This is a genomic window from Luteipulveratus mongoliensis (assembly GCF_001190945.1).
In the GTDB taxonomy this organism is placed as follows: Bacteria; Actinomycetota; Actinomycetes; order Actinomycetales; family Dermatophilaceae; genus Luteipulveratus; species Luteipulveratus mongoliensis.
On record NZ_CP011112.1, the window covers coordinates 4,163,840 to 4,184,778 of the forward strand.

Annotated in this window: 24 protein-coding genes; 15 read left to right on the forward strand and 9 right to left on the reverse strand. The window is 66.3% G+C overall.

The features are described 5' to 3' along the window. Window positions 1–99: 99 nt before the first annotated feature. The 9 genes from VV02_RS19695 to mctP all read left to right on the forward strand — a co-directional run bounded on the left by VV02_RS19695 (window position 100) and on the right by mctP (window position 7,756). Window positions 100–969 carry a DUF4097 family beta strand repeat-containing protein gene (locus tag VV02_RS19695; protein WP_052594309.1) on the forward strand — a complete coding sequence of 290 codons (870 nt, stop codon included), beginning with the start codon at window positions 100–102 and terminating at the stop codon, window positions 967–969. Further along, the gene (locus VV02_RS19700; protein WP_052594311.1) at window positions 966–1,559 is read left to right on the forward strand and encodes a PadR family transcriptional regulator; all 594 of its coding nucleotides are present in this window, start codon (window positions 966–968) and stop codon (window positions 1,557–1,559) included. Before VV02_RS19695 ends, VV02_RS19700 begins: the two co-directional genes overlap by 4 nt. 409 nt (window positions 1,560–1,968) lie before the next feature. Further along, on the forward strand, window positions 1,969–2,889 hold the full coding sequence (locus tag VV02_RS19705; protein ID WP_052594313.1) for an ABC transporter substrate-binding protein: 921 nt from the start codon (window positions 1,969–1,971) through the stop codon (window positions 2,887–2,889). Then, on the forward strand, window positions 2,889–3,860 hold the full coding sequence (locus tag VV02_RS19710) for an amino acid ABC transporter permease (RefSeq protein ID WP_052594315.1): 972 nt from the start codon (window positions 2,889–2,891) through the stop codon (window positions 3,858–3,860). The genes VV02_RS19705 and VV02_RS19710 overlap by 1 nt, the downstream gene beginning before the upstream one ends. Further along, a complete protein-coding gene (locus VV02_RS19715) occupies window positions 3,860–4,741 on the forward strand; it encodes an amino acid ABC transporter ATP-binding protein (protein ID WP_052594317.1) in 882 nt (293 codons plus the stop codon). The genes VV02_RS19710 and VV02_RS19715 overlap by 1 nt, the downstream gene beginning before the upstream one ends. A 5-nt stretch (window positions 4,742–4,746) precedes the next feature. Then, a complete protein-coding gene (locus VV02_RS19720; protein WP_083450304.1) occupies window positions 4,747–5,049 on the forward strand; it encodes a S24 family peptidase in 303 nt (100 codons plus the stop codon). Window positions 5,050–5,155: 106 nt separating this feature from the next. Beyond that, a complete protein-coding gene (gene sodN / locus VV02_RS19725) occupies window positions 5,156–5,563 on the forward strand; it encodes a superoxide dismutase, Ni (protein ID WP_052594319.1) in 408 nt (135 codons plus the stop codon). Window positions 5,564–5,759: 196 nt separating this feature from the next. Then, on the forward strand, window positions 5,760–6,044 hold the full coding sequence (locus VV02_RS19730; protein WP_218917446.1) for a DUF3311 domain-containing protein: 285 nt from the start codon (window positions 5,760–5,762) through the stop codon (window positions 6,042–6,044). Further along, a complete protein-coding gene (gene mctP, locus VV02_RS19735) occupies window positions 6,044–7,756 on the forward strand; it encodes a monocarboxylate uptake permease MctP (RefSeq protein WP_083450305.1) in 1,713 nt (570 codons plus the stop codon). The genes VV02_RS19730 and mctP overlap by 1 nt, the downstream gene beginning before the upstream one ends. 76 nt (window positions 7,757–7,832) lie before the next feature. Here the strand turns inward: mctP and VV02_RS26140 are convergent, their stop codons facing one another. From VV02_RS26140 to VV02_RS19755, 4 genes are all read right to left on the reverse strand, one after another. Further along, complete coding sequence (locus VV02_RS26140; RefSeq protein ID WP_083450306.1) at window positions 7,833–8,603, reverse strand: helix-turn-helix transcriptional regulator; 771 nt, start codon at window positions 8,601–8,603, stop codon at window positions 7,833–7,835. After that, complete coding sequence (locus VV02_RS26725) at window positions 8,593–8,898, reverse strand: LuxR C-terminal-related transcriptional regulator (RefSeq protein ID WP_169787723.1); 306 nt, start codon at window positions 8,896–8,898, stop codon at window positions 8,593–8,595. The genes VV02_RS26140 and VV02_RS26725 overlap by 11 nt, the downstream gene beginning before the upstream one ends. A gap of 574 nt (window positions 8,899–9,472) precedes the next feature. Further along, window positions 9,473–10,780, reverse strand: coding sequence for an HD-GYP domain-containing protein (locus tag VV02_RS19750; RefSeq protein ID WP_157063476.1), 1,308 nt, complete (start codon window positions 10,778–10,780; stop codon window positions 9,473–9,475). After that, window positions 10,777–11,820 carry an HD-GYP domain-containing protein gene (locus VV02_RS19755; RefSeq protein WP_169787724.1) on the reverse strand — a complete coding sequence of 348 codons (1,044 nt, stop codon included), beginning with the start codon at window positions 11,818–11,820 and terminating at the stop codon, window positions 10,777–10,779. Before VV02_RS19755 ends, VV02_RS19750 begins: the two co-directional genes overlap by 4 nt. A 653-nt stretch (window positions 11,821–12,473) precedes the next feature. Here VV02_RS19755 and VV02_RS27470 point away from each other — a divergent pair. After that, window positions 12,474–12,548: a 50S ribosomal protein bL37 gene (locus tag VV02_RS27470; RefSeq protein WP_370670776.1), complete on the forward strand. Its 75-nt coding sequence runs from the start codon at window positions 12,474–12,476 to the stop codon at window positions 12,546–12,548. A gap of 91 nt (window positions 12,549–12,639) precedes the next feature. Here VV02_RS27470 and rsrA read toward each other — a convergent pair whose 3' ends face one another. Continuing rightward, complete coding sequence (rsrA, locus tag VV02_RS19760; protein WP_245633139.1) at window positions 12,640–12,918, reverse strand: mycothiol system anti-sigma-R factor; 279 nt, start codon at window positions 12,916–12,918, stop codon at window positions 12,640–12,642. Then, on the reverse strand, window positions 12,915–13,571 hold the full coding sequence (locus VV02_RS19765; RefSeq protein WP_052594328.1) for a sigma-70 family RNA polymerase sigma factor: 657 nt from the start codon (window positions 13,569–13,571) through the stop codon (window positions 12,915–12,917). The genes rsrA and VV02_RS19765 overlap by 4 nt, the downstream gene beginning before the upstream one ends. Before the next feature lie 285 nt (window positions 13,572–13,856). Here VV02_RS19765 and VV02_RS19770 point away from each other — a divergent pair, with 285 nt between their 5' ends. Beyond that, window positions 13,857–14,408, forward strand: a complete 552-nt coding sequence (locus VV02_RS19770) for a ferritin (protein ID WP_052594329.1) — start codon at window positions 13,857–13,859, stop codon at window positions 14,406–14,408. Between the two features lie 38 nt (window positions 14,409–14,446). Here the strand turns inward: VV02_RS19770 and fgd are convergent, their stop codons facing one another. From fgd to VV02_RS19785, 3 genes are read right to left on the reverse strand one after another with little or no spacing between them, the layout of a single operon-like run. After that, complete coding sequence (gene fgd, locus VV02_RS19775) at window positions 14,447–15,454, reverse strand: glucose-6-phosphate dehydrogenase (coenzyme-F420) (protein ID WP_052594331.1); 1,008 nt, start codon at window positions 15,452–15,454, stop codon at window positions 14,447–14,449. Window positions 15,455–15,470: 16 nt separating this feature from the next. After that, window positions 15,471–16,097, reverse strand: coding sequence for an alpha/beta hydrolase family protein (locus tag VV02_RS19780; protein ID WP_052594333.1), 627 nt, complete (start codon window positions 16,095–16,097; stop codon window positions 15,471–15,473). Between the two features lie 2 nt (window positions 16,098–16,099). Continuing rightward, a complete protein-coding gene (locus VV02_RS19785) occupies window positions 16,100–16,936 on the reverse strand; it encodes an SOS response-associated peptidase (RefSeq protein WP_052597306.1) in 837 nt (278 codons plus the stop codon). Window positions 16,937–17,022: 86 nt separating this feature from the next. Here VV02_RS19785 and VV02_RS19790 point away from each other — a divergent pair, with 86 nt between their 5' ends. The 4 genes from VV02_RS19790 to VV02_RS19805 all read left to right on the forward strand — a co-directional run bounded on the left by VV02_RS19790 (window position 17,023) and on the right by VV02_RS19805 (window position 20,921). After that, window positions 17,023–17,541, forward strand: a complete 519-nt coding sequence (locus VV02_RS19790; protein ID WP_052594335.1) for a DoxX family protein — start codon at window positions 17,023–17,025, stop codon at window positions 17,539–17,541. Next, window positions 17,541–18,842, forward strand: coding sequence for a 3-phosphoshikimate 1-carboxyvinyltransferase (gene aroA / locus VV02_RS19795; protein WP_052594336.1), 1,302 nt, complete (start codon window positions 17,541–17,543; stop codon window positions 18,840–18,842). The genes VV02_RS19790 and aroA overlap by 1 nt, the downstream gene beginning before the upstream one ends. Before the next feature lie 9 nt (window positions 18,843–18,851). After that, window positions 18,852–19,886, forward strand: a complete 1,035-nt coding sequence (gene rsgA, locus VV02_RS19800; protein ID WP_052594338.1) for a ribosome small subunit-dependent GTPase A — start codon at window positions 18,852–18,854, stop codon at window positions 19,884–19,886. Between the two features lie 225 nt (window positions 19,887–20,111). After that, on the forward strand, window positions 20,112–20,921 hold the full coding sequence (locus VV02_RS19805; RefSeq protein WP_052594340.1) for an inositol monophosphatase family protein: 810 nt from the start codon (window positions 20,112–20,114) through the stop codon (window positions 20,919–20,921). The last annotated feature ends 18 nt before the right edge of the window (window positions 20,922–20,939 follow it).

The following is a 20,939-nucleotide window of genomic DNA, read 5'->3' on the forward strand; positions in this document are numbered from 1 at the left end:
CCTACCCAAGACGCGATATATCTTGACCTGGCCACAGACGCGATATATCGTCTCTCGAAGACGCGATACATCGCGTTAACGGGCGAACAGGGAGAGAGCATGTCGGAGAAGTGGGAGATCGACGGGCCGCGGGTCATGGACATCGGCGGCGAGCACGAACGGGTGAGGGCGCTGACGATCGGGATGATCGGCGGCCACGTCGATGTCGTCACGCATGACGACTCCCCCACCGCGCGTATCGAGGTGCACGACGTGGTCGGCCAGCCGCTCAAGGTGAGCTGGGACGGACGCAAGGTCAAGATCCTGCACGTCAAGACGGAGGGTTCGAACCTTTGGGAGACCCTCAAGGGTCTGGGCAAGGGCTTCCAGCGTCAGAAGGCCTGGATCAGCGTCTCCATCCCGCGCGACGCGACGGCCTCGGTCTCGACAGTCAGCGCGGACGCGGTGGTCAGTGGCATCCACGCGCCGACCAAGATCAACACGGTCAGCGGCGAGGTCACCACGGATGACCTCGTGGGCACCGTCGATGTCAACACCGTCTCGGGTGTCATCGAGGCGCACGGCCTGCAGGGGCAGCTCAAGGCGACGACGGTCTCAGGCGGCATCACGGTGCACGACAGCTCGCTCGACCCGATCAAGCTCAACTCGGTCAGCGGCGACATCACGCTGGACCTCAACAACGGGCGCACCACCATCGGGAGCAACTCAGTCTCGGGCGATGTCACGGTGCGGGTGCCGGTCAACGGCGGCTACGACGTCACGGTCAGCACGATGAGCGGCGCGGCGATCGTCGACGGTCGCGAGCTGAACGACGGCTCCGGACGGCGCGGCGGCACCCTACGCGAGGGCAACGGGGCGCTGTCGCTCAAGGCGACCTCGGTCTCGGGCGACGTCGTCATCCTGAGCGCACCTCAGGACAGCCCGGCGCCGCAGGACGAGCCGCAGGACACGCCGGAGGGATCGGTATGAGCCCGGTCTTCGCCCATGGCCAGCTGCGCCTGTACGTCCTCGCCCTGCTCGCCGACGGCCCGCGGCACGGCTATGAGGTGATGCGCGACCTCGAGCAGCGCTTCGACGGTCTCTACACGCCGAGTGCCGGCACGGTCTATCCGCGCCTGGCCAAGCTCGAGGAGGAGGGGCTGGTCACCAGGACGGACGAGGGACGCAAGGCGATGTACGCCATCACCGACGCCGGACGCGCCGAGGTCGCCGACCGGCAGCACGACCTCGGAGACCTCGAGCACGACCTGGAGCTGTCCGCCCAACGGCTGGCCGACGAGGTGCGCGACCGTGTTCGCGGCGGTGCGGCGGACCTACGGGCCGAGCTCAAGCAGGCTGCCAAGGACGCCCGGCGAACCGCACAACCGGTCAGTTCCTCCGAGTTCACGGACAACCGGAAGATGACGGTCGACATCGAGCGTGCGCTGCACGACCTCGGTCGGGAGGTACGTCAGCTCTCGCGCGGATCCCGAGTGAGCGACGACGTACGACGTGTGGTGCTTGAGGCGATCGCCCGGGCTCGTGAAGAGGTCCGGCAGGCGGCGCGGGACCAGCGATGACAACCGTGAGATCCGTGATCCGACAAGGAGATTCGTGATGCCTCAAGGCTCCGTGGGGCTCGCCTGCCGTGGGCGCGACCTGCATCTGACGCCGCGTGGACTCCGCCACGCCGCGCACCAGACTCCCCTCGCCGCGCGTCGCACCGAGCGGCATCGGTCCGAGCGATGATCTTTCGAACCGTGCAGCTGGCTCGAGTCAGGCGTTCGGTCGCCCGAGTGCCCGACAGGGCCGGCCGGCCGCGCGCCGTCGGGCCGGGTTCAGCGTGCTACGACCTTCGATGATCGCCTCCTGAGGAGCCGCCTCGACCGGTCACGGTGGCGTCACTTTCGGGAGGGCCTGGCCGTGGTCGGCGCCACTCGGTGGCAGGATGCCCCCGTCTGCAGGACGCCGCTCGGAAGGAAAACCCTCATGTCGTCTCGCCCCACCCGCCGGTACGGCGCCATCACCGGCGCCTCCGCTGCGATCTTCGCTCTTGCTCTCGCCGGATGCGGCTCCGACAGCCTCGACACCGGTGGCGACAAGACGTCCGCACCAGCCGGCCCGACGGCCAGCGTCACCAAGAACGCCTCCCTCGCCGACAAGGTGCCCGCTGACATCAAGGCCAAGGGCACGCTCAACGTCGCGACCGATGCGTCGTACCCACCCAACGAGTACTTCGGGACCGACGGCAAGACCATCGAGGGCATGGACATCGAGATCCTCAACGCCGTCGCGGGCAAGCTGGGTCTGAAGATGAAGTACCAGAACGCCGGTTTCGACTCGATCGTGCTCGGTGTGAAGTCCAAGAAGTACGACATGGCGGTCTCTTCGCTCACGATCAACCCCGAGCGCAAGCAGCAGGTCGACTTCGTCAGCTACTTCTCGGCCGGCACCCAGTGGGTCACCGCCAAGGGCAACCCGAAGAAGCTCGACCCGGCCAACGCCTGTGGCAAGACGATCTCGGTCCAGAAGGGCACGGTCCAGATCACTGACCTCAACAAGCGCAGTGCCACCTGCAAGGCTGGCGGCAAGCCCGGCCTCAAGCTGCTCATCGAGGATGCCCAGGTCAAGGCGACGACCGACCTGGTGTCGGGCCGCGCCGACGGCATGGCCGCTGACCTGCCGGTGTCCGTCGACGCCGTGACCAAGAACGGCGGCAAGCTGCAGCTGGTCGGCCAGAACTACGACAGCGCCCCCTACGGATTCGCGCTGCCCAAGGGCCAGACGGCGTTCGGCAACGTGCTGGTCGAGGGACTGAAGGCGATCAAGGCCGACGGCAGCTACGACGCGATCCTCAAGAAGTGGAAGACCGAGGGCGGCTCGATCAGCAACTTCGCCGTCAACCCCTGATGGCTACTCCCATCGAGACCGGGGAACGCCCCGGCAAGATCGATGCTCGGCCGGTGCCGCACCCGTGGCGCTGGGTGATCGTCGCGATCATCGCCGTGCTGATTGCGATGATGATCAGCTCTTTCGTCACCAACGACCGGTGGGACTGGTCCTTCGTCCCCAAGGTGATGAAGTTCAACCCAGTCCTCGAAGGTCTGATCAAGGGCACTGTCGCCGTGACCATCGGCGCCATGATCATCGGTGTCGTCGGCGGCATCACCTTGGCGATCATGCGCCTGTCCGAGAACCCGCTGCTCAAGGGCGTCGCGTTCGTCTACACCTGGTTCTTCCGTGCCATCCCACGGCTGGTCTTCCTGGTCATGCTCGGCACAGGTGCGGGCTATCTCTACCCGAAGCTCGACCTGGGTGTGCCGTTCGGACAGCAGATCGCGAGCTGGTTCGGACTCTCCTCCGACCTGACCATCGGCAGCATCAACGTCAACAGCCTGTCGACCGGCATCTGGGTCGGCATCATCGGCCTCGGCCTGTCCGAGGCGGCCTACATGGCCGAGATCGCACGCGCCGGCATCATGTCGGTCGACAAGGGCCAGTCCGAGGCCGCCCAGGCCATCGGCATGTCACCGGGCAAGACGATGCGCCGGGTCGTGCTGCCTCAGGCGATGCGTGTGATCGTGCCGCCCACCGGCAACGAGACGATCTCGATGGTCAAGGACACCTCGCTGCTGGTTGCGGTGCCGATCAGCATGGAGCTCTGGTTCCAGATCAGCCAGGTCTCCAACAACACCGGCCGCATCATGGGCGCCTACATGGCCGGATTCTTCTGGTACCTCATCGTGTGCACCGTGCTGATGATCGGCCAGTACTTCCTCGAGCGTCACTACGGTCGTGGCTTCGGCTCCACGTCCGAGCGGAGCGCACTCAAAGCGAAGATGCTGGGCATCACCGGCGCCGGCCGCGGAGGGATTCACTGATGACCGACACCACTGAGGTGACGTACGACGAGAGCCGGGCCCCAGGCGTACCTCTCGTCCGAGCACTCAATGTCACCAAGGCTTTTCACGGCAACGAGGTCCTCAAGGGCATCGACCTGGACGTGCACGAGGGCGAGGTCGTCTGCCTGCTCGGACCGTCCGGTTCGGGCAAGACCACCTTCCTGCGTTGCGTCAACCAGCTCGAGACGATCAATGGCGGCCGCATCTGGGTCGACGGCGATCTGATGGGCTACGAGGACAAGGGCGGCCGTCTGCACCGGCTGCACGACAAGCGCATCGCTGCGCAGCGTCGTGAGATCGGCATGGTGTTCCAGCGGTTCAACCTGTTCCCCCACATGACGGCGATCCAGAACGTCAAGGAGGGCCCGGTCCAGGTCAAGGGCGTCGGCAAGAAGGAGAGCCACGCCGCCGCCCTCGAGCTGCTCGAGCGCGTCGGCCTGGGCGACAAGTGCGACCACTACCCGGCCCAGCTGTCCGGTGGCCAGCAGCAGCGCGTCGCGATCGCTCGTGCGCTCGCTATGCGTCCCAAGCTGATGCTCTTCGACGAGCCGACGTCGGCGCTCGACCCGGAGCTGGTCGGCGAGGTGCTCGCGGTCATGCGCGAGCTCGCGCAGGAGGGCATGACGATGCTCGTGGTGACCCACGAGATGGCCTTCGCCCGTGAGGTCGCCGACCGCGTCGTCTTCATGGACGCGGGTGTGGTCGTGGAGTCCGGCGATCCCAAGGACGTCATCAACAACCCGCAGCACGAGCGCACCAAGTCGTTCCTCAGTCGGCTGCACTCCGACGAGGAGCACCGCCGCGAGGCCGTCATCGACCCGCTGCACGCGGGTTCGGCTACGGCCGATCCGGAGGACTGACGCGGGTGCAGCTCGGCATCGCGGTCGTTCGCGGACGCTCGATGCTGCCGACCTACCGGGACGGCGACCGCCTTATCGTGCTGTACGACGGGCGCGTCGTCCCGGGCCGCGCGCATCTCGTCCAGCTGCCACCGGGACCCGACGGGCCGCGCCCGATGGCGGTCAAACGGGTCACCCGACGCGACGGCGACGGGTGGTGGATCGAGTGCGACAACCCGGGCGAGGGCGTCGACTCCTGGACGGTGGACGCGCTGCCAGCAGAGGCCGTACGCGCTCGTGTCCTCACCCGTCTCCCCCGCCTTCCCTAAAGCACATGCGACCGAGTCGCATATGCGCTGGCCAGCCGATTCGGCTCGCCTCCGGAGGGGTACGTTGCCAAGGCACGGCCACATACGCGCGAAAGGGATCTGAGACATGCTGAAGCGTTTGTTCGCACCCACGATTGAGGTCAGCGCGCACTGCGACCTCCCCTGCGGCGTCTATGACCCGGCGCAGGCTCGCATCGAGGCCGAGTCGGTCAAGGCGATCCTGCAGAAGGTTGCCGAGAAGCCGGACGACCAGGACTTCAAGATCCGGGCTGCGATCATCAAGGAGCAGCGCTCCGAGCTGGTCAAGCACCACCTCTGGGTGCTGTGGACCGACTACTTCAAGCCGCCGCACTTCGAGAAGTACCCCGAGCTGCACACGCTGGTCAACGAGGCCACCAAGCTCGCGGGCGCCGGTGGCACCAAGGCCAGCTGGGACGTCAAGACCGCCGACGACCTGCTTGCGAAGATCGACGAGATCGCCCGCATCTTCAAGGAGACCAAGCAGGCTGCTTGATCTCCCGTAGTCCACGAGAAGGGCCCGTCCAGCACTCCAGGACGGGCCCTTCTCATGCGCCTGAGCGGGCCCCTGTCGTACGCCTTGCCCGGCTGGCCATGTCACTCACCTGAAAGCCCTGTGACGACCGTCACGGACCGATAGCGTCGGTCCGTTCCCGCGGGCCGGACCGGCCCGCCCGTCATCGGAGGTTGCGGTGTCTGATCACGAGAACCCCGACCAGGCGCCACCGGCGAACACCGGTCTGCTCTGGTTCGCGGGCATCTTGCTGCTGATCCCCATGCTGGCTCTCACCCCGGTGGGCTGGTACGCCAAGAAGGACCCCGAGCTGTGGGGATTCCCGTTCTTCGTCTGGTACCAGCTGATGTGGGTCTTCCTGTGCTCCGCGTGCACGATGGCCGCCTACTCGCTGGTCAAGAAGGCCCGCCCGCACGTGCCGATGCGCACGTCCGCCTCGCTCGATGCGGAGGATGACCGCTGATGTACGCACAGCTCCCGATGGCACCTGAGCCCTCGACTCCCGGCAACGGCGTCAATGGCGTCGCCCTCACGATCCTGATCGTGCTGTTCCTCATCGTCACGGTGATGGGCTTCATGGCCTCCCGCTGGCGGCGCGCCGACTCGATGGAGTCCCTCGACGAGTGGGGTCTGGGTGGCCGGTCGTTCGGCACCTGGATCACCTGGTTCCTGCTGGGCGGTGACCTCTACACGGCCTACACGTTCGTGGCCGTCCCGGCCGCAATGTTCGGCGCGGGTGCGGTGGCCGGCTTCTTCGCGGTGCCCTACACGATCCTCGCCTACCCGATCATCTTCTTCTTCATGTCGCGGCTGTGGTCGATCAGCCACCGACACGGCTACGTGACCTCGGCGGACTTCGTCCGCGGTCGCTACGGCTCGCGCTCGCTCTCGCTGGCGATCTCGATCACCGGCTTCGTGGCCCTGATGCCCTACATCGCGCTGCAGCTGGTCGGCATCCAGGCCGTCCTCGAGGTGGCCGGTGTCGGCGGCAGCGACAACTGGCTGGCCAAGGACCTCCCGCTGCTGATCGCGTTCGCGGTGCTCGCGGCCTACACCTACTCCAGCGGCCTGCGCGCGCCGGCGGTCATCGCCTTCGTCAAGGACATCCTGATCTACCTGGTGATCATCGTCGCGATCATCTACCTGCCCTCGAAGGTCGGCGGCTGGAGCCACATCTTCGACGCCGTGCACGCCAAGACCGAGGTCCCGCCGAAGCCGTCCAAGCCGGGCTACGGGCCTGCTGCACCGTTCGTCGACACCGTGGGCCCCAAGGCGCAATGGGCGTACGTCACCCTCGCCTTCGGCTCAGCGATGGCGCTATTCATGTACCCGCACTCGATCACCGCGGTGCTGTCGTCCAAGAGCCGTACGACGATCCGCCGCAACGCCTCGATCCTGCCGGCGTACTCGTTCGTGCTGGCGCTCCTGGCGCTGCTCGGTTGGGTCGCAATCGCGGCCGGAACCAAGCCGATCGGACTGGACGGCAAGCCCAACGCCCAGCTCGTCGTACCGCAGCTGTTCGAGGACCAGTTCCCGGACTGGTTCACGGGAGTTGCGTTCGCAGCCATAGCGATTGGTGCGCTCGTGCCAGCGGCGATCATGTCCATCGCGGCGGCCAACACGTTCACGCGCAACATCTACAAGGAATGGATCCGCCCCAACGCGACGCCCGCTGAGGAGGCCAAGGTCTCCAAGCTGACGTCGTTGGTGGTGAAGCTGTTCGCCCTGCTGTTCGTCTTCACGATGGACAAGCAGAACGCAATCAACTTCCAGCTCCTCGGCGGCATCTGGATCCTGCAGACGTTCCCCGCGATCGTGGTCGGCCTCTACACGCGCTGGCTGCACCGATGGGCGCTGCTGGCCGGTTGGGCGGTCGCGATGATCTACGGGACGTGGCAGGCGTACGGCATCAAGAGCCCGGCGACCAAGCACTTCGGTGGGTCGACCGACACGATCCCGGTGATCGGCGAGCTCGGCTACATCGCGCTTACGGCGTTCGCGATCAACGTGATCGTCTCGGTGGTGCTGACGTTCGTGCTGCGCGCGGCCAAGGCGCCTGAAGGTGTCGACGAGACCCGCAAGGCGGACTACTTCGTCGACTCCGACGACCCACGGGTGCAGCGTTACGACGCCGACCCGTACGACGGTGTCCCGCCGGACGGTAAGCCCGCCTGACCGACCCGGTCGTTTTACAGCTGCAGAAGGTTCGAGCGCTATGGCGCTCGAACCTTCTGCCGTTACCTGCCCGAGATCAGTGACCGTCCATCCAGCGCCGATACGCGATGCCCAGCTCGAACCTGCTCTGCACCTCGAACATCGTGTAGAGATCGGCCACCGCTGACCTGACGGTGCGGCTGGTGATCTTGAGCTCGGACGCAATCTTCTCGTCCGTCATGCCGTACGTCATCAGGTGCAAGATCCGTAGCTGCCTCAACGTTGGCTTCAACGCCCTCCGTCGATCCCGAAACTGGACCGGCATACTCGTCTCTCGCGCACCCCGGATGTACGAACGAGCCAGGTTGGTTGTCTGACGGTCAACAACCACAACCGCGGCAATCTCCTCTCCCTGTCCCGTCACTCGAAGACGGACGATGCTGTCGTCAATGAGCATCACGCTCAGCGGCAGTCCCGGTCGCTCGCCGCGAAAGTCCTCGCCGCCGCAGTCGCACAAGCCCGACTGACAAAGAACGTCAGGCGTAATATGTGCACAAACCGTAGAACCTCGAACACCGCGATCAGCTGATCGTCGGTGCATCGCTAGAACCTCGTCAGTTGTGTACATGAACGAGGCATAGGAAGCCCCTTCGACAGTGTGCTGGCAGCTTGTTTCCAACGCCCTCATGCCGCGCATATTGTCTTCGCTCAGCCACACTGCTTCAATACCTGGCGAGAAGACGCCAGATCGCTGCTGGAGTACGCGGCAGTCCTCGTCGGTCAGAGAGTTCGGGTCGCCGGCGACAGCCCTTGCCAGCACGGAACGCACCCTGTCGAGGGGCGACACACTACTGCTCTCAATGGCCATTGACCCACCGCTGATAGGCGATGCCGAGCTCGAACCGGCTCTGTACCTCGAACATCGTGTAGAGATCGGCTACCGCTGACCTGATGGTGCGGCTGGTGATCTTGAGCTCGGACGCAATCTTCTCGTCCGTCATGCCGTACGTCATCAAGTGCAAGATCCGTAGCTGCCGCAACGTCGGCTTCAGCGGCCTGCGCCGGTCCCGCAACTGAACCGGCATGCTCGAGGCGACGATGCGATCGATCAAGGTCACGACATTCTGCACAACCACTCGATCAGCAGTCACGATGTAGCTCACTCCGGCTGCATTCAGTGGCACCCGGACGAGCGCGAGGCGTCGATCAATGGCGAACACACCCAGGTGAATGTGCGCCTGGTCGCCGTAGTACTCACCTATCCCATTGCAAGGACAAGCCGACGCTGTGCACAGCAGATCCGGCGAGATGCTCCCTCGCACCGATCGGCCTCGCACTCCCTTCGCCGAGCTGCGGACATGAAGCTCACGACTCTGCTCAGGTACGAATTGGACCGCATCCGGGAGCGCGCTCTCGACCGTATGAGCGCACGATCTCTCCAGGCCGGCCAGCCCATTCCTTGTCTCGTCGGGCCCGAGCCAGACCCCCTCAATCCCTGGGGCGTCCTCCACCCGGCGATCGGCCAACGATTCGAGCTCTGCAGGTGGCCGCAAGATGCCTCGGCCCTGCGCAGCCGCACCAGTAACCGCCCGGATCACGTCAATGGGCGCGACATCTCGTTCCCCAACCAGCCCTTGCTTAGTGGCCAACATCGATCCCCCAACCCCTCGCACGCTCGATGCGTGCCCGTTCACATCACACCATCCCGGTCATCAGGTCGATAGGCAACCGAACGTCTCAGACTGCGGTAAGACTCCGCGCCGTGACCTCGGTAAGGGCGTCAACCACCTGGGGGTCGTACTCATACCCGAGACCGAGGCGAAGGCGTTGCAATGCCGCCTGACGTCGATCTGGGTCACCATGGCTGAAGTCATCGAAGGCGTTGCAGACCTTGAGGATTCGTGCCTGCATGAGCTGGGGCTCGTTTTGCTCCACCATGTGCCTAAACGGCACAGCCTGCTGTTCGAGAATCTGCACCATCACTCCCTTGGCACCAGTACGGCGCACGATCTCAGCACCGTCGTGAGCGATGCGCTCCTGGTCCAAGGGAGCGGCCTCAACCGTCGCGCCCGCGGGAATCGGATCCCGCAACGTGACCTGGCCGATGTCATGCAGCAGCGCGGCACTCTCGAGCTCCTTCAGGTCCCGGTCAGCGAGGTGAAGGTGGCTACCGACGGCAACGCACAACTTCGAGACACGACCCGAGTGGCCGGGCCGCGTGTATCCCGCAAGATCAGTCATCCGGGATAGGGCGGCGATCGTCTCGCGCCTCGCCGTTTGCGTGCGCTGTTGCCGCTGCATGGCGAAGCGCATGAGGAGTAGCGGGACCATGAACAACGGAATCGCGAAGACATGCAGAGTCCGTAGTCCAAGAGCAATGACGACGCCGGTAGATATCGCTGCCAACGAAGTTGGCACCATCTCGACAAGGTCCTCCCGCAGCAGTGTGGGCCAAGACCGTTCGTCTCGCAGGCTGCGCAGAGTGACGTGAACCACGAGTTCGACGCCATGGGCAAAGAGAGCGACAGCGACCATCGCTGCCACCATCCTCCACCGCTCTTCCGCCCAGGCAGGACCCATATCAGCCAGAGGCGAGCCGTTACGCACTCCGATCTGCCGAAAGAGGAGAGCGACGATGCCAATCATCAGAATCCGCACTGCATATGCAGAGTGCACAATCCGGTCATCGCCGTGCCACGCCTGGACCACCACACCGAGCACGAGGGCGAGAAAGGCAACCACCACGACGAACGCGGCATCGTATTGCAGATGCGATTGCCCAGGAAGTTCGCTCGCCAGCGCAAACGACAATGCGCCTGCTACAGCAATCGGAGAAAGCCCTCGCGCCCCGAGACCACCCAATCGGAGCAGTTCGCCACCGAACATGACGATGAAGCAGCATCCTGCCAGCAGCCATGAACCGGCCGGGAGGGTGTCCTGTCTGACAATCAGACTGGTCACGCTGACGATCACTACGACGCCGGCCAGTCCATTGAGGAACGCGGACGCAGCAGCGCCAGCAGGCCGTAACGGCTGCTCGCTCAAGCGAGCACCTCCACAGGCATCGCGTTCATCGACGCCAGGAGATCAGACACCGCTGGGTCGTCGTGATCCGCACCGCCCGGTGCGGCCGTCAGAATTGGAACGACCGCGTCGAGACGACCTTTTAAGGCGACGCGCTCCAGGGCGTCAACACAACCAGGACAGAGCTGAGTTCCCGCCCGCAGACGGAGGACCGTCATTGCGTCTTCGGTCGAGAGTCCCGCAGGGCCACGCGTGCTCGCAATGAAGGCGTCGGAGACTGCAATGACGCGGGCCAGCAGTGGAATGTCAGAGCCAGCCAAACCGCCCGGATATCCGCGGCCATCCCAGCGCTCATGGTGGTGGCGGATCGCGTCGACACTCTTGGACAGGAAGGTGATGTCGCGAAGCATGGCCACTCCCTGCTCCGGGTGGCGAAGAACGTCCTGCATCTGTTGTGGCGCGATCCGCCCGTCCACATTTCGCGCCCGCGTCGATGGTGCGACAAGACCGACATTGTGGAGAGTCGCAGCAAATCGCAGAGCCTCGCCTTGGCTTGGGCGAAGCCTCATCTCGTCACCGATCAAGCCCGCGACTGCCGCTGTGGCTTCGCTCAGTCCTTTCGTCGTGGGGTGTCGCGCTTCGACAGCCGCTACCAGCGTCTCCACTGTCCGGTAGTGCACCTGCTGCTCGGCCACCTGCTGCGAAATTGTCCATTGCGCAAGGGCCAGGGGGGCGAGCACCAGAAGGAGGCTGGCGGGGCCAAGACCGTCTACCTCCCAGAGCACCACGAAAGGAAAGGCAATGACGCCATAGCCCAGATACATCGTCCAGCCGGACTTAATTGCTTCGATGGCCGTAATTCGCACAGGAACGCCTGCCGAAATACGAACTACCACCGCGAGCAGTGGCGCGTTCACCATCAGCATAACTACAGCCGAGGCGACCAGCGGCAACAAAATGTGCCCCAGCAGGCTGCTCACGTGACCTCGCACATCGGTCGGGTCAAGACCGCCAAACAACAGATAGCAAGTGCCCCCGGCCAAACCGAGAAGGCCACTCATCGACGCATTGAATGCGCGGCGGACGACTGGCAAAGACACGCGCGAAAGCCAGGCTGGCAGAAACCCCACCACCGCAGCCCCGGCCGGGCCGACCATCGCAACCGCGGTAAGGATGACAATCGACCTGAGAGAGAGCGTGAATGCACCCTGAGTCGTACTCGTATGCATGAGTTGCGCCACCGACGCGGCCAGCAACAAGGTCGAGAGAACGAGCCAATCAGGCGTCCAATCTGCGCGTGTAGCTGCCCAGACCGAGCCAACGACAAGTCCAATGAAGAGGATGGCGTTGTAACACCAAACACGTCGATCCAGGCTCGAAATCGCGGCACTCCTCGCTAAACGTTACTCCAACCGCAAACCTACTTACTTGCCCCAGTCGATCGTGTCTTGGGACATCTGGCCGCTGTAGAGGCCGAGCAGAACGCTCAGGAGGGCTGACATGACGATCCTCTCTCGGTCACGCAGGGGGTCGTGACCAACCGGGCCTGCCAACCGGACGACAGACCCATAACCAATTTTGCCACTTCCTGGGGCAATCGCGAAGCCCCCCAGGGAGTAGCCAGCCGCTCGGAGGTACCCCAGGGAGCGGCTTGTGGGACAATACGCCGGTTCGCCTCGGCGCGCCCGAGGTTCCACGAAGCAGGGAGCAACACATGAGCAAGCGCGCCCGTAAGCGCCGCTCGCGCAAGGGCAAGGCCGCAAACCACGGCAAGAAGCCCAACGCTTGAGCAAGGCGACCTCACGGTCGTCGTCACACGACAGCAGCCCCCGTCCGGTGCCTGGCACCGCGGGGGCTGCTGTCGTTCACACTGGAAGAATCTAGTGAGATCTGCGCACTTCGACGCTCGTCACGGTCACTGAGATGCGCGTCATGATCTGTGCACGCAGCTGGGTCGGCGCTGGTTCACAGGCACAGGAACGCTGCAGGAGCGACTTGAGCAGCAGGTCGCGCTCGTACTCGTCCACACAGGGCGGGCAGTCCAGCAGGTGGTTCTTGAGCCGCTCCTGGGCCGGACGGTCCAGCTCGCCGTCGAGATAGGCGTAGATCTGGTCCATGATCGCCTGGCAGCCGGCCTTCGGGACGTCTGACTCGGTCACGACGTGGCTCCCTCACGGATGAAGCCACGCTCGATGGCGTAGTCGGTGAGCAGCTCACGCAGCTGTCGGCGTCCACGGTGCAGGCGCGACATGACGGTGCCGATCGGAGTGTCCATGATCTCCGCGATCTCCTTGTACGCGAATCCCTCGACGTCAGCGAGGTAGACGGCCATCCGGAAGTCCTCAGGGAGCTCCTGCAGGGCGCGCTTGACGTCCGTGTCCGGCAGGTGGTCCAGCGCCTCGACCTCGGCTGAGCGCAGCCCCTTGGAGCTGTGAGCCTCGGCGCGAGCCAGCTGGTAGTCCTCGATCTCAGCAGCATCCGACTGCAGCGGCTGGCGCTGCTTCTTGCGATAGCCGTTGATGTAGGTGTTCGTGAGGATGCGGTAGAGCCAGGCCTTGAGATTGGTGCCCGGCTTGTACTGGTGGAAGGCGGCGTACGCCTTCGCAAACGTCTCCTGCACCAGGTCCTCGGCGTCGCTCGGGTTGCGCGTCGTACGCAACGCAGCGCTGTAGAGCTGGTCCAGGAATGGCATGGCCTCCCGCTCGAAGCGCGCAGCGCGCTCAGCAGGAGTTTCCGCAGCGACGTCCACGAGGGCGTCGTCTGTGGGCGTACCGTCGCTCGGCGTCTGGGGCGACGCGGACTCGTCTGTCATCGTCGACCAGCCTAGTCCTCGGTCGGAGACCGGCTTCTCAGAGCCGGAACGGACGACATCCGCGCGGTACCCGGTGGGCGTAGAGGCGGCAAGCAGCAAGAGAGCTCCTTCTGCGGTTCGACGAAGCGGGTGCTAGTGGCACCACGGGCTTCAACGTCGTCCGTCGGGTCAGGAATTCCCACCCTCCGGTTACGGCGTCGGTCCACAGGAGAGGTCTGCCTAGCCTTGGCACGGCGTGCCTTTCCTTGGAAGACAAGCGCCGACCGATCGTCGTACGTTGCCGCCATGCCACGTTCGAAGAACAACACCTCTGCCGCGTTCCGTGACCTTCTCGCCGAGCAGGTCCGTCACGAGTTCACTGCTTCTCAGCAATACATCGCCATTGCCGTCTGGTTCGACGACCACGATCTTCCCCGTCTGGCCGCGCACTTCTATGCGCAGTCGGTCGAGGAGCGCAATCACGCGATGATGATCGTTCGTTACCTGCTGGACCGGGACTGGGGCGTCGCCATTCCTGGCGTCGACGAGGTGCGCGGTGACTTCGAGGCACCGACAGAGCCGATCGCGCTCGCCCTGTCGCAGGAGAAGATCGTCACCACCCAGATCGAGGCGCTGTTCCGCGCCGCTCGCGTCGAGGGCGACGTCCTCGGTGAGCAGTTCATGCTCTGGTTCCTGAAGGAGCAGGTCGAGGAGGTCTCCTCGATGAACACCCTGCTGACCATCGCCGAGCGCGCCGGCAAGGACTGGTTCCAGATCGAGGACCACCTGGCCCGCGAGAAGGTCGGCGACGCGGGCAACGACAGCTCCGCCCCCACCGCCGCCGGCGGGGCCCTCTAACGTCTCGGTCTCGATGCGACCTCGGCTAGCGCCTCGGCCTACTCGACCAGCGAGCGGAGCAGGGGTACGACGTCGCGCGAGAACTCGTTGAGGAATCGCCGCTGGTCGTGGCCGGGCGCGTGGAAGACCAGGTGGCTGAAGCCGAGGTCGATGTAGGGCTTCAGCTGCTCGATCACCGCGTCCGGCTCCGACGCGACGATCCAGCGTGAGGCAACCTGCTCGATCGGCAGCTCGTCGGCGACGCGCTCCATCTCCTGCGGGTCGTGGACCGAGTGCTTCTGCTCGGCGGTCAGCGAGAGCGGCGCCCAGAAGCGGGTGTTCTCGAGGGCCGCCTCGGGGTCGGTGTCGTAGGAGACCTTGACCTCGAGCAGCTGCTCCACCGAGCCGGGCTTGCGCTTGCCGACCTCCATGCCGTCCTTCATCGCGGGGACGAGCTGGTCGGCGTACAGCTCACGACCCTTGCCGGAGGTGCAGATCATGCCGTCACCCATGCGGCCGGCGTACTTGGCGACCGTCGGACCACCCGCGGCGACGTAGACGGGGATCGGCTCGTCGGGGCGGTCGTAGATCGTCGCGTCGCTGGTGCGGTAGTAGTCGCCCTCGAAGGTCACCCGCTCCTCGCTCCAGAGCCGGCGCATCAGACGGACCGACTCGCGCAGCCGGCCGAACCGCTCCTTGAACTCCGGCCACTCCCGCTGGCCGACCGCGATCTCGTTGAGCGCCTCGCCGGACCCGACGCCGAGGATGATGCGGCCGGGATAGAGACAGCCCATCGTCGCGAAGGTCTGCGCGAGCACCGCCGGGTTGTAGCGGAAGGTCGGTGTCAGCACCGACGTGCCGAGCCGCAGCCTCTCGGTCCGCTCCCCCACCGCCGCCATCCAGGTCAGCGCCTGCGGTGCATGGCCGCCGTTGTGCCGCCATGGCTGGAAGTGGTCTGAGGCGAACGCGGAGTCGAGTCCGACCGACTCGGCGTGGACCGCGATCTCCACCAGCTCACGCGGGTCGAACTGCTCTGCAGAAGCCTTGTATCCGATCGTCAGCGCCATGCTCGTCAGGCTATGCCTAGGGCGTGAGCGTGTTGAGCCAGGACCGCACCTCGTCGACGACGTCCTCCGGGTGCTTGCTGAAGCTGTGGTCACCACGCGCCCTGAACACGTGCGCTCGCGAGCCCAACGCCTCTCGTACGTCGTCCGGCGACCCGAACGGGTCGCGGTCGCCCTGCACGATCGCCAGCGGGAGCTCGGCGTCCAGCACGAGCTGAGCCTCGAAGGCACGCGACTTCTCCGGCTTGCCGGGCGGATGCAGCGGGAAGGACAGCGCGAGCACCGCGTCGGCGCCGACCTCGACCGCCGTGCGACAGGCAACGCGAGCGCCCGCCGAACGCCCGCCCTGGATGAAGGGTCGTGGTAGCTGCCAGCGGCCGCTCGTCAGTGACGCGATGATCGGAACCCAAGCAGTATCAAGGACTTTCGGCGGTGGTGCGATCCGCTTGCCTGCCACCCGCCACGGCTGCTCGACAAGGACGTACGTCCAGCCCTCGGCCACGATCTCGGCGAGCGCGACCAGGTCCTTGGCTCCGATGCCACCCCCGGCACCATGGCTGAGTACGACCGACCCGCGAGGGTCCTTTGCGCGCACGACGAAGGCACGGGCCGTACCGACCGGCGTCTCGATCTCCTTGACTGACAACGCTATTCGCCTCCGATGACTTCGCCGGTCTCCGGATCCACAACCCCATGGAGCTCGCCCTCACCGACCGGGGCAACGAGCGCGTCGCTGTTGTTGCGAACGCTGTTGACCGCAGTGCTGACCGGCCAGGCCTCGAACCGTCCGGCCGGCCCGCCCTCCAGGAAGCCCTGCACCACATCCGGGTCGGTCACCGTCGGATCGAGCCAGGTCGCCCACTGGTCGCGGTCGATCACGAGGGGCTGACGGTCGTGGATGCGGTCCAGCCCGCTCTCCGCCGCCATCGTGATGATGCTGTACGACGTCAGCCAGCCCAGCGGGTCGTCGTCGGTCTTCGACCGGTCCCGCCAGAACTCGTACACACCGGCGAAGGCGAGCTGGTCGCCGTCCCCACGCCGGACGAAGAATGGCTGCTTGCGCGGTTTGCCCTTGGCATCCAGGACGTAAGGACTGGTCTGCCACTCGTACCAGCCGTCGGCCGGGACCAGACAGCGACGGGAGACCGCGGCCTTCGCGAAGGCCCGTTTGGCGAGCAGCTCCTCGGCGCGGGCGTTGATCATCCGCAGGCCCGACTTGGTGTCCTTGGACCACGGCGGGACCAGGCCCCAGGTGAGCAGCCGCAGCTGGCGAGTGGGTGCGCCGTCGGGCTCTCCGCGCGGTCTGCGGGTCAGGACCACGGGCGCCTGCTTGGTGGGCGCCATGTTGAAGTCGGGCGTGCCGGCCGGCGGATCCTGCGGATTGACCAGCACGCTGCGCGTGACGTCGAGCAACCGGTCCTCATCGATGTCGAACTCCTCGATGAGGTCCTCGGGGCTGGCGCTGGAGGCGTACCGACCGCACATGCTCGCGAGCATAGGACCCGCCACCCTCACGACCAGGGGGATACCGTGGACGTCAGGACTGACACCCAACCAAGGGAGCGCAACACATGCTCGTCCGTCGCCTGGCTCGCCCACTGCTGGCCTCGTACTTCATCTACGAGGGCTTGAACAACGTCCGGACCCCGAAGGCGCATGCCGAGGAGCTGGCGCCGTTCGTGGAGATGGCCGCCAAGCAGACCGGCGTACCCAACGATCCTGAGCTGATCGTGCGCGGGGTCGGCGGTGCTCAGCTGCTCGGTGCCACCTTGCTCGCCTCCGGCAAGCTGCCGCGTCCCGCGTCCGTGCTGCTCGCCGGCCTGATCGGCCCGGGTACCTATGTGCACGAGGCGTTCTGGGCCGAGTCCGACCCGGCGGTGAAGGCCGCCAAGAAGACCGGCTTCTTCCGCAACGCCGCCATCCTGGGTGGCGTGATCCTCGCCGCGGTCGACACGGCCGGCAAGCCGAGCCTGCGCTGGCGCGCTGCACAGGGCGCCGACCAGACCCGCAAGGGCGCTCGCCGCGCCGCCAAGTCCGCACGCCGCGAGGCCAAGCTCCTCGCCACCCAGACGGAGAAGTCCTTCACCTGATGCCCCCTCATCCAGCCAGTACCGCGACCCTCGACGCCGACTGGCCCGCGCCATACGCCGACGGGCCGCTCGATGCGACCGTTGCGGTCCCTGGCAGCAAGTCCCTCACCAACCGCTATCTCGTGCTCGCCGCACTCGCCGGCGACGAGAGCCTGCTCCGGCGGCCGCTGCGCTCGCGCGACACGCTCCTCATGGCAGCGGCCCTGCGCAGCGTCGGCACCGATGTCACCGACGTGGGTGACGACTGGCTCGTACGACCTGGCGCGCTGCACGGGCCGGCCGAGATCGACTGCGGGCTGGCCGGCACGGTCATGCGGTTCATGCCGCCGGTCGCCGCTTTGGCTCAGGGCCAGGTCTCGTTCGACGGCGACGAGCACGCTCGCGTCCGCCCCATGGGACCGGTGCTGCAGGCCCTGCGCACGCTCGGGGTTCAGATCGAGGACGGCGGTACGTCCTCGCTCCCCTTCACCGTCCACGGCACCGGCCGGGTCGCCGGGGGCAAGATCGTCATGGACGCGTCCGCGTCCTCGCAGTTCGTCTCCGCCTTGTTGCTCGTAGGCGCACGGTTCGACCAGGGGCTGACGGTCGTGCACGAGGGCAAGCCGTTGCCCTCCCAGCCACACATCGACATGACCGTCGAGGCGCTGCGCGACTCCGGCGTCGTGGTCGACGACGGCGACGCCAACACCTGGGTGGTCGAGCCGTCCGAGATCCACTCGCTCGACGTCGAGGTCGAGCCGGATCTGTCCAACGCCGCGCCTTTCGTGGCCGCGGCGCTGGTCGCCGGCGGCACGGTCCGCGTCCCAGCCTGGCCGCAGTTCACGACCCAGGCCGGCGATGCGATCCGCGACATCCTGGACGCGATGGGTGCCGACGTGAGCCTTGGCCGTGACGGGCTGACCGTGTCGGGCACCGGCGAGGTCAACGGCCTCGACGTCGACCTGCACGACGTCGGCGAGCTGACGCCCGTGGTGGCCGCCGTTGCGGCCCTGGCCACGTCGTCCTCTCAGCTGCGCGGCATCGCGCATCTGCGTGGCCACGAGACCGACCGTCTGGCCGCGATCCGCACCGAGCTCACCCGTCTCGGGGGCGACTGCGACGAGACCGAGGACGGACTCATCATCCGGCCGCGTCCCCTGCACGGTGAGCTCGTCAGGACCTACGGCGACCACCGGATGGCCATGGCCGCCGCTGTGCTCGGACTCCGGGTCCCCGGCATCGTGATCGAGAACGTCGCGACCACGGGCAAGACCCTCCCGGACTTCACCGGCCGCTGGAGTGCCCTTCTCGGGCGGGCCTGAGGTCGGCCCGTGCCATCGCGTCGCGAGTACGACGAGCGGGACATCCGAGTTCGCCCCAACCCCAAGGGTTCTCGGCCTCGCACGAAGGACCGGCCCGCCCACAAGGACGCCGTCATCGGGTTCGTGACCACGGTCGACCGCGGACGGTGGACCGTCCTCGTCGACGACCACGTGGTGCACGCGATGCGAGCTCGCGAGCTCGGCCGGACGAGCATCGTGGTCGGGGACCGCGTCGGACTGGTCGGTGACACCAGCGGCGCGGAGGGCAGCCTCGCGAGGATCGTCCGGGTCGAGAAGCGCACGAGCGTGCTGCGTCGTACTGCCGACGACACTGACCCGGTCGAGCGCATGCTGGTCGCCAACGCCGACCAGCTGGTCATCGTCACGGCCCTCGCAGACCCCGAGCCACGGCCACGGATGGTCGACCGCTGCCTCGTGGCGGCGTACGACGCTGGGATGGACCCGCTGCTCGTGCTCACCAAGTCCGACCTCAAGGACCCGGCCGACTTCCTCGGGAGCTACGCGCCCCTGGACGTACGCCACATCGTCACGTCCGTGTCCGATGACGGCATCGACGGCGTCGAGCAGGTCCGGGCCGCGCTCAACGGACGGCTCAGCGTCCTGGTCGGGCACTCGGGCGTCGGCAAGTCCACACTCGTCAACGAGCTCGTGCCAGGGACCTACCGTGCGACGGGACACGTCAACGCCGTGACTGGCCGCGGCAGGCACACGTCGAGCTCCGCCGTCGCCCTGCCTCTGCCTGACGGCGGCTGGGTCATCGACACCCCTGGCGTGCGGTCATTCGGGCTGGCGCATGTCGACCCGGGTCGCATCGCGGCGCTGTTCCCGGACCTCGCGCCGGGCACCAAGGACTGTCCACGAGGCTGCACCCACGACGAGCCCGAGTGTGGGCTGGACGCGTGGGTGGCCGACGGTCACGCCGGCACGGCTGGGCCGTCGCGGCTGGAGTCGTTGCGCCGGCTGCTGCGCTCGCGGTCCGGCGACACCGATCGAGGCGATTCGGACCGAGGCAATACCGAGTAGGGCGTCTGTGCGGCCGGGCGCGAGTGTGCACGAATGGCTCGTTCCAGGGTCGTTCGGAGCCGTTGATGCGCACTGAGTAGCGACTCACCGCCGATCATGCGCACTGAGCAGTCGCTCACTACTGACCCGTCCTCGCGGCCCTGCTCGGCTAGCCCCTCGTGCGACGCGTGAGACCAAGGTCGTCAACTCCCCTGACCACGGTCCGCGGTCGGCTACGGTCACCACGTGCCGACGTACGACGACGACCTCCGCCTGGCCCACGTGCTGGCCGACGCGGTCGAACCCACCACCACGAGTCGCTTCAAGGCGGCCGACCTCGTCGTGACGTCCAAGCCGGACCTGTCGCCGGTCAGTGACGCGGACCTGACAGCCGAGGAGCTGATCCGCACCCAGCTCAAGCGCACCCGTCCGCGTGACGCCGTGTCGGGCGAGGAGTACGAGACCACCGGACACGGTCCGCGCCGCTGGGTCATCGATCCCATCGACGGCACCAAGAACTTCGTCCGCGGCGTCCCGGTCTGGGCGACCCTGATCGGACTCGTCGTCGACGACAAGCCCGTGCTCGGCATGGTCGCCGCACCCGCGCTCAACCGACGTTGGTGGGCCGCCGTTGGCTCGGGCGCTTGGACCGGTCGCAGCCTGTCATCCGCCAAACGCATTGCGGTATCTAAGGTTTCACGCGTCGCGGACGCCTCGTTGTCGTACGGAGACTTCGGGGACTGGTCCAAGATCGGGCGGCGCGAGGAGCTGCTCTCGCTCATGGACGACTGCTGGCGGACGCGCGCCTACGGCGATTTCTGGTCGCACATGCTGGTGGCGGAGGGCGCGGTCGACATCGCCCCGGAGCCCGAGCTCGCAGTGCACGACATGGCCGCCATCATCCCCATCGTCGAGGAGGCCGGCGGGCGTTTCACCGGGCTCGACGGCAAGGACGGACCGTGGAGCGGCAACGGTGTCTCCACCAACGGCCTGCTGCACGCTGAGGTGCTCGCGCGGCTCGGCCAGGACGCGGCCAACCAGCTGCCGATCGGCTGACTCCGGAGGGCGTGCTCA

Coding starts and splice junctions, on each gene's coding strand:
- VV02_RS19695 (WP_052594309.1), top strand. CDS start 100: ATGTCGGAGAAGTGGGAGATCGACGGGCCGCGGGTCATGGACATCGGC.
- VV02_RS19700 (WP_052594311.1), top strand. CDS start 966: ATGAGCCCGGTCTTCGCCCATGGCCAGCTGCGCCTGTACGTCCTCGCC.
- VV02_RS19705 (WP_052594313.1), top strand. CDS start 1,969: ATGTCGTCTCGCCCCACCCGCCGGTACGGCGCCATCACCGGCGCCTCC.
- VV02_RS19710 (WP_052594315.1), top strand. CDS start 2,889: ATGGCTACTCCCATCGAGACCGGGGAACGCCCCGGCAAGATCGATGCT.
- VV02_RS19715 (WP_052594317.1), top strand. CDS start 3,860: ATGACCGACACCACTGAGGTGACGTACGACGAGAGCCGGGCCCCAGGC.
- sodN (WP_052594319.1), top strand. CDS start 5,156: ATGCTGAAGCGTTTGTTCGCACCCACGATTGAGGTCAGCGCGCACTGC.
- mctP (WP_083450305.1), top strand. CDS start 6,044: ATGTACGCACAGCTCCCGATGGCACCTGAGCCCTCGACTCCCGGCAAC.
- VV02_RS26140 (WP_083450306.1), bottom strand. CDS start 8,603: ATGGCCATTGAGAGCAGTAGTGTGTCGCCCCTCGACAGGGTGCGTTCC.
- VV02_RS19755 (WP_169787724.1), bottom strand. CDS start 11,820: ATGAGTGGCCTTCTCGGTTTGGCCGGGGGCACTTGCTATCTGTTGTTT.
- VV02_RS19765 (WP_052594328.1), bottom strand. CDS start 13,571: ATGACAGACGAGTCCGCGTCGCCCCAGACGCCGAGCGACGGTACGCCC.
- VV02_RS19770 (WP_052594329.1), top strand. CDS start 13,857: ATGCCACGTTCGAAGAACAACACCTCTGCCGCGTTCCGTGACCTTCTC.
- fgd (WP_052594331.1), bottom strand. CDS start 15,454: ATGGCGCTGACGATCGGATACAAGGCTTCTGCAGAGCAGTTCGACCCG.
- VV02_RS19785 (WP_052597306.1), bottom strand. CDS start 16,936: ATGTGCGGTCGGTACGCCTCCAGCGCCAGCCCCGAGGACCTCATCGAG.
- VV02_RS19790 (WP_052594335.1), top strand. CDS start 17,023: ATGCTCGTCCGTCGCCTGGCTCGCCCACTGCTGGCCTCGTACTTCATC.
- aroA (WP_052594336.1), top strand. CDS start 17,541: ATGCCCCCTCATCCAGCCAGTACCGCGACCCTCGACGCCGACTGGCCC.